Source organism: Pseudomonas sp. PA-1-3F, from assembly GCF_021609665.1.
Classification (GTDB): Bacteria; Pseudomonadota; Gammaproteobacteria; order Pseudomonadales; family Pseudomonadaceae; genus Aquipseudomonas; species Aquipseudomonas paracarnis.
The window spans coordinates 1-12,287 of sequence record NZ_WJZD01000016.1; the positions used below are offsets into that span (position 1 = coordinate 1).

The 12,287-nt window shown below is 53.9% G+C and carries 16 protein-coding genes; 3 read left to right on the forward strand and 13 right to left on the reverse strand.

Annotated elements, in window-relative coordinates:
• Positions 1-4 precede the first annotated feature (4 nt).
• The 10 genes from GIV26_RS13240 to GIV26_RS13285 all read right to left on the reverse strand — a co-directional run bounded on the left by GIV26_RS13240 (position 5) and on the right by GIV26_RS13285 (position 6,470).
• On the reverse strand, positions 5-307 hold the full coding sequence (locus GIV26_RS13240; RefSeq protein ID WP_205548495.1) for a hypothetical protein: 303 nt from the start codon (positions 305-307) through the stop codon (positions 5-7).
• 11 nt (positions 308-318) lie between these two features.
• Positions 319-1,101 carry a hypothetical protein gene (locus tag GIV26_RS13245; RefSeq protein ID WP_034126481.1) on the reverse strand — a complete coding sequence of 261 codons (783 nt, stop codon included), beginning with the start codon at positions 1,099-1,101 and terminating at the stop codon, positions 319-321.
• A 47-nt stretch (positions 1,102-1,148) separates the two neighbouring features.
• Positions 1,149-1,679: a phage tail protein gene (locus GIV26_RS13250; RefSeq protein WP_236280968.1), complete on the reverse strand. Its 531-nt coding sequence runs from the start codon at positions 1,677-1,679 to the stop codon at positions 1,149-1,151.
• Positions 1,676-2,314 carry a phage tail protein I gene (locus GIV26_RS13255; protein WP_236280971.1) on the reverse strand — a complete coding sequence of 213 codons (639 nt, stop codon included), beginning with the start codon at positions 2,312-2,314 and terminating at the stop codon, positions 1,676-1,678. The genes GIV26_RS13250 and GIV26_RS13255 overlap by 4 nt, the downstream gene beginning before the upstream one ends.
• Positions 2,311-3,306, reverse strand: coding sequence for a baseplate J/gp47 family protein (locus GIV26_RS13260; protein WP_236280974.1), 996 nt, complete (start codon positions 3,304-3,306; stop codon positions 2,311-2,313). The genes GIV26_RS13255 and GIV26_RS13260 overlap by 4 nt, the downstream gene beginning before the upstream one ends.
• On the reverse strand, positions 3,303-3,635 hold the full coding sequence (locus GIV26_RS13265) for a phage baseplate protein (RefSeq protein ID WP_032893295.1): 333 nt from the start codon (positions 3,633-3,635) through the stop codon (positions 3,303-3,305). The genes GIV26_RS13260 and GIV26_RS13265 overlap by 4 nt, the downstream gene beginning before the upstream one ends.
• Positions 3,636-3,644: 9 nt before the next feature.
• Positions 3,645-4,256 (reverse strand): phage baseplate assembly protein V, encoded by a 612-nt coding sequence (locus GIV26_RS13270; protein ID WP_034126477.1) that lies wholly within the window; start codon positions 4,254-4,256, stop codon positions 3,645-3,647.
• Between the two features lie 3 nt (positions 4,257-4,259).
• Positions 4,260-4,775 carry a hypothetical protein gene (locus tag GIV26_RS13275; RefSeq protein ID WP_236280976.1) on the reverse strand — a complete coding sequence of 172 codons (516 nt, stop codon included), beginning with the start codon at positions 4,773-4,775 and terminating at the stop codon, positions 4,260-4,262.
• Between the two features lie 22 nt (positions 4,776-4,797).
• Positions 4,798-5,136 (reverse strand): phage holin family protein, encoded by a 339-nt coding sequence (locus GIV26_RS13280; protein ID WP_034126475.1) that lies wholly within the window; start codon positions 5,134-5,136, stop codon positions 4,798-4,800.
• A 590-nt stretch (positions 5,137-5,726) separates the two neighbouring features.
• Positions 5,727-6,470 (reverse strand): LexA family transcriptional regulator, encoded by a 744-nt coding sequence (locus GIV26_RS13285; RefSeq protein ID WP_169918753.1) that lies wholly within the window; start codon positions 6,468-6,470, stop codon positions 5,727-5,729.
• Between the two features lie 225 nt (positions 6,471-6,695).
• On the opposite strand from GIV26_RS13285, the gene GIV26_RS13290 reads away from it, so the two are divergent.
• From GIV26_RS13290 to GIV26_RS13300, 3 genes are all read left to right on the forward strand, one after another.
• Positions 6,696-7,184: a Panacea domain-containing protein gene (locus tag GIV26_RS13290; protein WP_056845367.1), complete on the forward strand. Its 489-nt coding sequence runs from the start codon at positions 6,696-6,698 to the stop codon at positions 7,182-7,184.
• Positions 7,177-7,548, forward strand: a complete 372-nt coding sequence (locus GIV26_RS13295) for a hypothetical protein (protein ID WP_034126472.1) — start codon at positions 7,177-7,179, stop codon at positions 7,546-7,548. The genes GIV26_RS13290 and GIV26_RS13295 overlap by 8 nt, the downstream gene beginning before the upstream one ends.
• Positions 7,549-8,308: 760 nt before the next feature.
• On the forward strand, positions 8,309-8,524 hold the full coding sequence (locus tag GIV26_RS13300; RefSeq protein ID WP_236280978.1) for a hypothetical protein: 216 nt from the start codon (positions 8,309-8,311) through the stop codon (positions 8,522-8,524).
• Between the two features lie 271 nt (positions 8,525-8,795).
• On the opposite strand, the gene GIV26_RS13305 is transcribed toward GIV26_RS13300, so the two are convergent.
• From GIV26_RS13305 to GIV26_RS13315, 3 genes are read right to left on the reverse strand one after another with little or no spacing between them, the layout of a single operon-like run.
• The gene (locus GIV26_RS13305; protein ID WP_236280982.1) at positions 8,796-9,767 is read right to left on the reverse strand and encodes an HNH endonuclease; all 972 of its coding nucleotides are present in this window, start codon (positions 9,765-9,767) and stop codon (positions 8,796-8,798) included.
• Between the two features lie 2 nt (positions 9,768-9,769).
• A complete protein-coding gene (locus tag GIV26_RS13310; RefSeq protein WP_236280984.1) occupies positions 9,770-10,954 on the reverse strand; it encodes an AAA family ATPase in 1,185 nt (394 codons plus the stop codon).
• Positions 10,951-12,045: a DUF262 domain-containing protein gene (locus tag GIV26_RS13315; protein WP_236280987.1), complete on the reverse strand. Its 1,095-nt coding sequence runs from the start codon at positions 12,043-12,045 to the stop codon at positions 10,951-10,953. Before GIV26_RS13315 ends, GIV26_RS13310 begins: the two co-directional genes overlap by 4 nt.
• Positions 12,046-12,287 lie beyond the last annotated feature (242 nt).

Consider the following 12,287-nt stretch of genomic DNA (forward strand, 5'->3'; position numbering starts at 1 on the left):
GGGTTTACTTATCTTCTGGCAAGGGGAAGCGCGCCTTGATTTCGGCTACTTTGGCTCGCCATTCTTTTTCCTTTTCAGCCGTACCGTCGAATTGCCATTCGAGGTACATCGGGTCAGCTTCGCTGACGTAGGCAGAGCGGCGGGCAGCAATAGTGCTAGCGAGCGCGGCTGCGGACGTGGCGTTCTCGATCAGCGCCTGGGCGGCCTCATCGCTAAAGCCCAGACCTTTGAGGGTCTGCGCGCTGGCGGGTACGTTGATCAACGAGTCACCCGCAGGGGTTACCAACTTTTCGATAAACAAAGTCATTTGATCAGTCCTTAAACCTTGGCGGTATAGCGAATGTCGTTATCGTGGGAATAAGCCAAGCGCTTCTCTTCGAGAGTTTTACCGAGCGCAACCTCTGCCTGAGCCAAGGAATAAGGTTTCACCGCCCAACGAACTTCCCAATCGGCGTTAACGTCATCCTTCATAATCACTTCAGTGTCTAACTTACTGTAATTAACAGGGTAATCAAATGTTTTGGTGATGGTATAGCTCAGCCCGCCCCTCAGGTACATCCCAGAAAACTGTGGAGCATTCGTTAGCTGTCCAGCGACCAAACCCAAGTACATGGGTTTGAGCCCAGTAACGGCACGTGCTGTACAAACCATGCCAAACGAAACACCTCTTACCGTTTCACGGTAAGTCTGGGAGATGCGCTTGATAGCCAGGAAGTTAGCGTCACCGTTCCATATATACCCGACACCCTCGAGTTGCAAGTTCAAGCCAGCGATGTGATAAACCCCCTCACCGAAGGGTGCTTTGTCACTGTCTCGATAATATACCCGCGAAACGGTAATTTCTGTTTCACCCGCCTCGTTACCGGGCATAGTCCACCAAACAGGATAAAACACGTCGGTAGACAACCCAGTGAGGTCTATATCCTGTTTATAAAGCGCACGACCATTAATATCCTTCGCCTGCACACTATTACGCCAAGCAGCAAACTGATTTGAAGCCGCCTCTACCCGCGCATCAATCTTCCCAATTTGGTTAGTAACCGTCTCCGTAAGCTTGTTACATGCATCCACAACTTTTGTGATAGTCGTTTCAAGTCCCATCATCAACTCCCTGTCAGTTAATCTTTCCAGCACTTTTGTCAGTGCTACTACTTCGCCTCGAGATGCATAACCCGAAACATCAAATCAACGTGGCGGGACATATTGCCAACCGAAGCCGCCGCCATAATCGCGATCTCCTCCGCCAACAACAGATTCAAGTTCTCACTCCCCACCACAATCGTCACGCTATCCGCCGGCAACGGCGAAACATCCAGCGTAAACTTCTGCAGCACCCGCGCCGCCGCCGCTTTATACGTCAGCAACGTCCCCGCCACGGAATACACCGCCAGCAAGGTGCCACTGGCGAGGTAAAACCCGAACTCGCCAATCTCATATTCGCCGTCGCCATCGAACAGCGCGGCCATCCTGAGTTGGCGCTCGCCCAGGTCTTCGTAATCGACGATGGCCACCCGTTGGCGCTCGTCACGCAAGGCCACTTCCGTGCCGTCGGGGTTGTAGCGGCCGGTGCCGGCGCCGATGTGGGTGATTTCGCCTTTGAGGCCCTGGTTCTTTGCCTGCAGCACTTCATCCAAACCTTTGGAGGTGAAGCGCACCAGGCGCGTGATTTCATCTGTCATGGCTGCGCCCTGAGGTCGTAATCGTTAATGGTGTAGTGCTGGGCAACCCCGGCACTGTTTAGCCGGGCAACCAGCGCCAAGTCCGGCAACGCGCCGTTCAGGTAGAACTCGCCGTCGCTTAAAGGCGCGTCGAGCACTTGCGTGAGCGCGAGCTGGCCTTCGGTTTCATGCACGATGGTAATCGTCGCCTGGTCGCGTTCACTTTTGGCTGCGTTGATACGCCGGATCAGCCGGTTGTGGTCGCCGCTGGACCAACTGCGCCCGATGATCGCCTGCACGTCGAAGGTGTAAGGCACGCCCAGCGGACGTTGCTGGTACCAGGCGCTGATATTGGGCGTGAAGCCCAATGACTCCACCGCATGACTCAGCGCCTTGGGTGTGCCGGCCTGGCGCTGGATCTGCCAGGACAAGGCCACGGTCAGGCGTTTCTCCGCCTCGCTGGCCTCGGCATCCCACTCGCTGACGCCACGGTCTGCGGCCAGGTAAGGCAGGAATTCGCTGGGGGTGTGCAGCGGGTTCATCAGTGCCGGAAACGGCGGGGTGACGCGCTCAAGCAATGTGCCGAAGCCCAGGTCCAACGCCTTTTCCAGCGGTGAGCTGTTGGCGGGCAGCAAACACGCTTTGGGTTCACTCATAGCGTGCGCACCTCCACCTCGACGCCCGTGCAATGCGGGGCCTGGAACGCGGTGCTGACAATCGGCGCCAGCGGTTCGAGGATTTGCAGTTGCGCAGCGCCGGCACTGTGGATGGCGTAGTCGATCCAGCTGGGGTCCACCCGCCCTTCCAGGCGGTGGCAGGACTCTGCGTAATCTTGCAGCAGTTTCTGCGCCGCCACTTGGGTCAGCCCCGAGTCCGGGCCGGCGTTGATCTTGGCCACCACGCGAATTTTGTAGGGCTGAATCTGTGCGCCCTGGACGCTGACAAGATCGGTTTCGGGCCGTACATCCGGCCGTGCGAAATGTCGACGTACACCGTCAAGCAAGTCGGCAGATGGCGTGCCGTCACCCTCCCTGGAAAGCACGGTGACCATGACTTCCCCCGGTGCGGTGCGTCGGGCGTTGCCGTCCTTGATCTGCGCCGCATAGCCGTCCGGGTCGAAGGTGTAGGTGACCGTCACCACCCCAGGCGTCGCGCTCTGCACTTTCACCGCCGGGCGCTCGCCAAGGGTGAACACTTCGCGACGATACTGCATGCGCGAGCCCGCCGCTGGGGCGTGGGGTGCCAGGTAGTAGCGCAGGCGGGCGTCGTCGTCGCTTTCCAAGGTGGGTGGCACCGGCGGGAACGCGGCCGGGTCGCCAGGGTCGAGCACTTGGCGTTCCAGGCCCATATCGGCCAGGCGCGCATCCAGGTTGCTACCGGTGGCCCACCACGCCAGCATCTGTTTGATGCGGGCGTTGTATTTGCGTTCGTGGGTTTGCAGGCGCACGCAAAAGGCTTCCAGGGCCAGGGTCAGCAGTTCGCTCTCGTTGTCGAGGCTGACCTGGAGTTTGGCTGCGCTTTGCGGAGCGCGGGTGGCGACATAGTCGATGACAAACGCTTTGAATTCGGCCAGCAACGGTTCGAACTCATCCACCTTAATGATGGCCGGTTCCGCCAGTTGGTTCTGGCCGGGGATCAACATGCTCATGTCACGACCTCGAAGGATTGTTGGCGGTTTTTCCAGGTGCCGGCAAACCGCAACAGCAGGCCGGCGCCCTGGCGAGTGGCGACGATGACCTGAGGGTCGAAGTCGCCGATGCCGTTGTGGGTGTTGTAGAAGGCCTGCGCGGCGTGGCTCTGGGCGAGGATCAACAGGTCGTCGCCGAGGTTCTGGCCGAGCAACTGTGGGATCAGCGAGCCGTACAACGGGCGTTTTTGCCGAGTGCCCACAGGGGTGGTCAGCGCTCGGGTGGCGCGCTGCACAAATTGCAGCCAGTCGTCGACGGCCGCCCCGGTGTTCCTATCGATTCCAAGCATGGGGTGTCCTTATCGGGGGCTTATGACGCGTCCTTGATGGTCCACCACCGGGCCGCTGAAGTGCGCGCCGCCGGCATCCAGCAACAGACTGGTGCCGCCGACTTGCAGGGTGATGCCTTGGGCGTTGAGGGTCAGGCTGGCGGCGCCGACTTTGACGTCAACCTGTTCGCGGGAACCGCTGAAGCTGGTCGGGCCGTTGACCCAGTTGAAGGTGTGGCTGGCGTCGTCATAGTCGCTTTGGGTGCCATCTTGATGCCGGCGCCGAGTCAGCGTTGCCACGCTGGAGACCGGCGGGAAGCGATCACTGTTAAGGCCGAACAGGGCCACGGATTGCACACCGCCCTCCCCCCCGCCGTAGTTGAGCAGCAGGCATTGCTCACCCACCGTGGGAATGCGGGTTTCGGTTTGTGCACCGGCACTGGGGTTGAAAAAGCGGATCGCCGGGGTCAGCAAATCACCGTGGCTGACCTTGCAGGTGTTGCTGGCTGCATCGACCTGCTGGCAAATTCCGATCCGGCAGAAGCTTTCAGCGCGGCGGTAAAGGTCTTCGAGCTGGCTCTCCATCTCTGCCAGGCGTTCGACGATCGGTCCCAATTGCATGCGTAACAGCGCGTCGAACATGGGCTACTCCGCCAGTGGCTGGTATTGGGTTGGGTCGTCGATGTTGGAGACGTCCCAGGTACAGGCAAATAGCGGTTGGCCTGTGGGATCGTCGAGTAACGCCGGCCCCAGATAGAGGGTTTGCGTGAAGGAAACCGTCCAGGTGTCGTAGTCCGTTTCTACGGAAGTGCGCAAAGCGGGCGCAGCGACGATATTCGCCGGCAAATCGCACTGTGCCGGGGGCAGGTTCCATCGGTTATCCAGCACCAGGTCCATCAGTTGGCTGGCCAGGTCGCAGGCATCGAACGCCAATGCACCGGGAGCAACCATGGCCCTGAGTGAGATGGCCAAGACGTGGGCTTTGCGCCCCTCGCGAGAGCGAATGCCAGGGCCATTACCTTCGACCGTAACCATTACGCCGTTTTTTTCAGCGTCGCCCTGGAAGTCCTGGTGGCTCCCCACCTTGAGGCCCGGGAGGGCTGCATGCAACGCCGTGCCAATGGCCTGGGGCAGTTGCGATGGCTTTTCGATAAGCGTCATTTTAGTAGCGTCCTTGCAACAATTACTGCGGGTCCTGGCGGGAGCCTTGGTTGATCCCGATACGCTTGGCCGCCCAGCGCTCATACAGGCCGATAGCCACGTCGGCACCGGCCATGGCGGTCAGGCAACCGATGGCGCCGGCGGTCCAGATCGACATGCCGGCGGCGTAGCACAGCATCAAAGCCGAAACCCCGCAGACCATACACGCCCCGGAACGCAGGGCCAGGCGGCGGATCAACGACCAACCGCGGGCGCCCTCCTTGTCGGCCCGCCACATCTCGCCGGATACACCGCCGATCACTGCCAGTACGATGACCAGCCAGATAGGCATCTCCGCTAACGCTTGCTGTTCACTTGTCATGTCACGCCTCCTGGCTGAGCAATAAATAGTCCGTATTTCATTTACAAATGCTTGAGTAGGTAGGCATTCCAAAAAGCCCGGTCGCCCGGGCTTTTCAGTAATGATGTCCTCGGACTTTCGGCGCTACTGGCGCGGTACGGTCCTTTCCTCGATGTTTTTCCGACCACGATCCCTGTCTGCCGGATAACTGCTTTTGGTGCTTTACGCTGCACACCCGGGTCAGTTGCCAACCCTCTGAACCGTTAAGGCCGGTTCATCGCTGCCTGTTGTTGAAGCGTTGAAACTAAAGAGCGTCGGCATCCTTGCCGGTGTTGCCTGGCATCCCTGTCATCGCTTCGATGGCGTCCTTGCCGATGTTGCGTGCCTTCCTTGTCTTCCTTGGCAGCATCCTTGCCGCCTCCACCAGGCCTTGTTGGCTGGCTTGAGATGAAGAATATGCATGTATGCATATACAGTCAATGCACAAATGCATTTATTTTTGCTACAGGAATGCACGGATGCATTCGAAGCCTGGCGGGCTTGGGTTTTGCCGGTTTTCTATGGACGAAAAAAAACCCGCACATGGGCGGGTTTCTTCTTACGCGTGGAGGTTAGCGGGCGTACATGCCCCACCAGAAAACATGACCGAGGATGCTGATCTGCTCATCCTGGATATCCTGGAAGCTGTAGTCCTCATCGGGGTGTTCATCACGGTTGAAGCTGCGCAGGCGAATACCGGAAGGTAGGCGGTAGAGCTGTTTAACCCGCAACTGGCCGTTGTGATTGATGGCATACAGGTCACCATCCACGATATCGCCAATGCCGCTCTTGCCGGCATTCACCCCTACCGTGGCGCCGTCGCGCAATACCGGCAACATACTGTTGCCACGTACCGTCACGCATTTGGCCTGGTCGAACTGCACACCATTATGCCGCAGGCTGCGCTTGCCGAACCGCAGACTGGCTTTCTCACTTTCCTCGATGACGAATCTTCCTGATCCAGCAGCCAATTCAACCTCGCGCAGAAAGGGGATCGACACCTCGTCATCATTAACGGGGGTGTCGTCGTCCCACAGGCTTATGTCCTTGAGTTCCGAATGCATCGGGTCGCGCCCATCGTCGCGCACAACGCCCACTGCTGCGCGCCCGCGCAGGTAATCAGTACTGACGCGAAAATACTCGGCGATGCGCGAGATGTGTTTATCCGACGGATCAACGATCTTGCCGCTGAGGATCCGGGACAGTGTGGATTGAGGCACGCCGGTGCGCCGATGGAGCTCCGTGGGGGAGATCCGGTCGCGATCCAGCAGTTCTCTTAAGACGATAGAAACGTTGCGTTTTTGCATAACGCGGATAGTGACGGGAGTTTCTGAGGTTGGCAAATGCTAATTTGCATATTTATGCATTAAACATCCGACTTTCAATTAATTCGAATCAAAGTACTGTATATACACCCAGCTATCTGCATTCTACTATTCTGCCAGCTTGGTATTGCTGCCGATCAACACCTTGCATGTCGACAACTCAAGGCCTATGTATAAAACTCTTTGACAACGTAGCCAGCAACGACGGAGGTGCTCATGGCTTATTCAGCGCTAGCTGTTGCTAACGCCTTCATTGAACGCGCGAAGGAAGGCAAGGTTTCGGGCCTGACCCCGATGAAGCTGCAGAAACTGCTGTTCTATACACAGTCCTGGCATTTGCGCGAACGGGACCAGCCCCTGATGGATGACCACTTCGCCCGCTGGCAATATGGCCCGGTCATCCCGTCGCTTTACCATGAGTTGAAATCCTACGGTAATCGCCCGGTGACCGCGCTGCTCAGCAACCTGAAGCCCGACGCCGAAGACATTGTCTTCGTGACACCGAGGGTTCCTGAGAGCGATACCTACACCCATCGTTTGATTGACCGGATCATTAACAAATACGGCAAATGGTCCGGCACCCAACTGTCCAACCTGTCCCACGAGGACGGCACAGCCTGGGCCCTCAAGGGTGCCGACGGTTCCGCCATCGACTGGGAAGACATGGCAGCCCTCATTCACCCAAAGAGCCGCATCCGTGAGTGAAGAACTCGACAACCTGGAACTCACCCTGCCCCCCGCGGCAGGGCCTGACCAGGACACCCAAGCCGGTGGCGAGCAAGCCATAGGCACCGACGATGAAAGAAACCAGAACCTCAAAGACCAGAAGGCCGAACGGCAACTGCGCAAGAAGTATGCGGGACGTGCATTCTGGTTTGCCGCCTGCGGTGTGATCTTCTGGGCGGTTCTTTTGGTTTGGAATGGGTGGTCGACGTATTACTCGGATAAAGCGCCGTTCTCGGACAATGTATTGATTGCCATCACTACGGCGACTTCAATCAATTTGTTTGCGGCGTTTCTTGGGGTGATCAGAGGGTTGTTTCCGGCCAGTGGGCGTAGATCCAAATAGTCTGATCGTATTCACGACCCGCGTTTCTATCTCGTATTGAGATATGAATGCGCGTAGGTCAGCCCCTGATTTTCAGGGCTCTGACCGGATTGTCTAACGCTGCTGCAATGCCTGATTGAACCGCTAACCTGTGGCGAGGGCGCTTGCTCCCGCTCGGCTGCGTAGCAGCCATTTTCCAGGGACGCTTCGCGCTCCAGCGGGAGCAAGCTCCCTCGCCACGGTTATGTTGGTGTTTCTTGAGGCGGCACCGCTTTCGTGGTTTACCTGGCCGCTTGCGACCTGCGAAGGTCCAACCTCGCGTGTTAACCTTGCCGCCATCGCAAAAAATGCTGGGCCAAGCGCCCCCTTTGCCCCATCACTTTCAACGAATTTGCCTATTACCCAATGAGTAAAAACTCCTCAGATCTGTCCTCCCACACCCCGATTGTGTAGGAGTATGTGACGAATTTTGAGGGATCGGCCCGTGGCTGCGGGCTGTGACGCTCATTCACGGCAGGTTGCATAAATGCATAATGGGCATTAGATGGCATAGATTGGCGTACGGTTTGCCCCATTTATGCCCCACGAGAGTCCACAGAATCCCGCTTGCCCAATCATTCGATGTTGGATCGGGCGGTCTACCCTCCCACACCCCGGTCCCCATACTCAGCCTCTATAATCTTTTCGCGTTTCAGCAATTTCCAAGCAAGTTGAAATCACTGCCTGACAAGAGAGCGACTGGTACTATGCTTCTACTTTTTTCTCGAAGGGAGCTTACGCCATGCTTGGTGATTATTCGCTGTGCGATGTGCTTGAGAGGATGTATACCAACCAACTGGCCTTGGAGGCAGCCTTAATGGAGTTGACACTGCACCTGGAGCAGCCAGGCTCGTCAGAGGTTGGGAATAACGTTCGTGGCGCGCTTGACACGATTGGTGAAAACGCCGGCTACATCAAACAGGGCTTAGCCAAGCTCAAAGGCTCGAATTCCTGCTAAGTCTGAACCATCTCAGGTTTGTAGCCGGTGATTCCAGCGCCGGCAGCCTTAGGTGCTGACAGGCAGCAATCGGCTAAAAGCAGCCATTCAGGATCAATAAAATCAAGGGCGATTCAGTGCAACGCATACAGTGTGATGCTTGCCAGGAAAAAGCGAAGCTATTCTTTACTTAAAAAGAAAAAGCTATCCGAAAACACCGCACCATATGCCATATTTATGTCTGTAGTAAGGGGTAATATGTATTCGCTATGTCTGTATGGAAAGCCCTTTTTCATCTTTTGGTGATTTTCGGGCCTAGGTACAAAATTTTTATTTTGGTTTCGTTAGATGCTATAGGCCATTCAAAATGAAGACGGAAGTAACGGCGGCTAATTTTCCCATGCCAATGTGCGAAGATACCCCTCTGCTGATTCTCCGGATCTTGGAACGTCATTTCTGCTCTAAAGTCATTTTGGTTCGTTGGAGACTCCCCGGAGAAACGGGCGTTTGAGCCAGTGAAGTAATCGTCGATAATCTGTCGCGCAATTGGACCTTCATTGCCACCCGCGGCACGACCCCCCATATAGTCATTTAAGTGCTTTAATAGAACCAGAGCGCGGTCTGAAATTGCTATTTCAAATGACTCTTTTGAAAGCGCGGTATTGGTGAAGACTGAATCTGGGATTGTTAAATGTTCATACTCTGCACGTGCAAACTGGATAAGTTGCTCCCAGTTTGTTGGTGCCGGTCTAGAGTTAAGTACAGAAAACTCCAGTCCATCTAGCTCAAATAGATTATTTATATCATAACTGCCGATTCTATCATCGGGAATGCCGTGGTGGACGGTGAGTGGTGTTGTTGCAAAATCTGTACTTCCTCTTTTGAAACTGAAGGAAATTACAGGCATGCCGGCTTTGGCACGTCTTGTTGCTTCACCTAGACCATTATCCGTAACGTCATAGCCGTAACACTCGAAGTAGTCATCACCCTCCGGATGTCGATCGTCCTCTATAAAAGGGCCTCTTCGATCAAGCCATTGCAAAACTGATCGTCTTAGTTCGGGATTATTACTAGACATAATCGCCTGGCGAAAAGTTTGGTCAATTGTTATTTTGGCCTCAGCTATAGATTTAGTTAGATAAAGCGCTGCTTGAAGATTAGGGAGCCTGCTGCGGCAGGACAACAGGCCTTCAAGCAGTTGGAAAAAATCTGAGGCGCGGTGGAACTGACCTTGTAATGATGTATCGTTTATATACCAGCGCATAATTAGCCCCAGCCGGCTAATAGATTCATGTCTTTCTCCGCCTGGTCAAAAAATCCATCTGGCCAGTTGCTAACTCGTCCATCTCTATTTACATTTAAAGTTTGTACGCCATGGCCCGACTCTCCCGCTCCAGTGAAAAAATGGATGCGCAAATCTTCGGGTGCTAGTACGGACTCCTTAATCGCCAAGCGTAGCCCATTGAGCAAGTGGTCGCTGTGCGTTTCCACTATAAGTTGAACTCCTGCGGCAGCAAAATGTGCAATAATTTTGCCCATTTGAGACTGCGCATAAGGATGAAGGTGGGCTTCTGGACTATCGATCACAACTACTTGTTGGTCGGATGCGGCCAAGAGCGAAACAAGTATGGGAAATACATATGAAAAGCCATAGCCTACGTTTGTAGGTTTGCGCCATGGTCCAAACTCGGAAATTCGAAACTGCAAGCCATATGTGGACAGGTTCGGATAGTGCTGAACGTTTGCCTGCGCATTTGGAAACAAACTTGAGAACCATGAGTCGAATTGTTTTCGGAAGCTAGTAGAAGACTCTCCCGGATACATACGTGACGCAGAAACTTCATTATCTGCATACTTGCTGTACCAGTAGGAAGCGTACCTACCATCTGCACCTACATCTACGTCCCCTTCTCTGAACCAGTCCGGGGCAGGATAAGCATCCTCTGGTCCAGTGCGCGTAGCGCTAAGATAAGATAAACCCATCAAAAGTTCTGTCGTGTTGTATTCGTATTTTTGATGTTCAATAGGAATTTCTGATTCTATTGAATTTTCGGTATCAATCTCTAAAGGTGGTGTTGCAGCTTCACCTACATCTTCATCTCGGTCGACCGGCCAGGTCGACTCTTGTAGTTCAAGCTGACGATCTACCGCTCTAGCAGTTGCGCTCCAAGTTGTAATTAGAGATCTATCTTCGAGCTTGAAAACGAGGCTTGAAACGGATGCGTCTGTTGGCAAAATGTCGCCTACAGTACCCAGCTTTATAATTGGGCCGTTAAGTGGAAATGAGTTCGTAAAGAGTCTTGCTCTTACAGACTGAGACAGGAGAAGTAGCGGCTGGACTGCGCTTGATTTACCCCCCGAGTTAAAACCTGTCAACAAGGTAAGCTGCGCAAGTTCAAGTCGTAGGTTCCGAAAACATTTAAAGTTCTCGACTTCAAGAGCTGTAATCATAAGGTCATTGCCTGGAATAGGGCGCTTTCCATAAGTTGGAAGCGCTTGTGCACCGATGCCGTGCTATTTGTGGAGTACGTTATGGACCGTACGAACTCTTCGTTTCGCAATAGGTCAGTAATGGTTGATTTCACAATGCTTGCTCTTTGATGAAGTTCGGCATACGGATAATCAGTAAGCACTACAGAGCAAACCTCAAATAGAGATATATTTATTACACTTCTATTTCCATAGAAATCGCTCGCCAATGATTTCCGAAACGCATGGTCTTTAAAAAGCTCTCGATTTATGACCATAGCTTGTTCGAAAAGTGAGAATAGTTGTTCCAAAATGACTGGCGGAAATTGTGAAAGTCTTTTTAACCCCTCAGCTAGAAAACTATCCATGTCTCCGGTGAGGTAATTTCGCCAACCGATGATCTTAAAGGCACAGAACCTATTTATAGCCTCTCTATCGCGCATAGTCTTGGCGTTAAGGGACTGTCCTGTGGCTGAACGGAAATTATCATTCTCTGCGGCATACTTTAGCCACTGAGTAGCTGGGCCGTTGTAAAGTGCATTTCGCATCTGCTGCCTAGTCAGCGGCTCTCCGCTATTTACACGCTCGAATATATCAAGTCGTGCGCGCTCCGGTGCTTTTGCATCAAGAATATACATGGTTAGCTGCGTATCTAATACGCGCTCTTGCAGATTTATCGGCAAGTCACTGAAGCTTCTTCCTTCTAATAGATGGTTGGTCGATGTATTTCGGGATAGCCCTGAAAGCCTGAATTGGTCATGAAGAAATCGTACAAATGTGGTTAGCCGTTGTAAGCCGTCGACCACAATGATTCTTCCGTCAGGTGCTTCAGCAACGTAGAATACTGGAAGTGGAATTCGCATCACGCAGCTTTCAATAAGCTTTGACTGTTTACCAATTGTCCATACAAAGTCCCGTTGAAAATCAGGATCGAGAATATACCTTTCGTTGGCTATTCTAGAGACAACCTCGTTGACGGATCTTGATTCGGTTCTAACAAACACCGCATCTAAAGGGTAGTCTCCCCAGCCCTCAGCAGAGTCGTAATCTACTCCCTCTACGTCTTGACTCATGTTCATTTCAATCTCTTCATTGCTACGTGCCCTAGAGCCTGTTCCGCTCATCATCTTTGAAGTGGAACGCCTCACCCAATACTAGGCCTAGCTTGCCTTCAGGCTAGCCTAAAAATTGTCAGAAGCCATTTTACGCTCATTCGTGCTTGGCGGTCTCGATGATGTCTTTTTTCGGGGTGTTGGCATCATTCTCAATATTTAGGGTCTGTGTCGTGTTTGCAACCGTTTTAGCGAACAGCCTT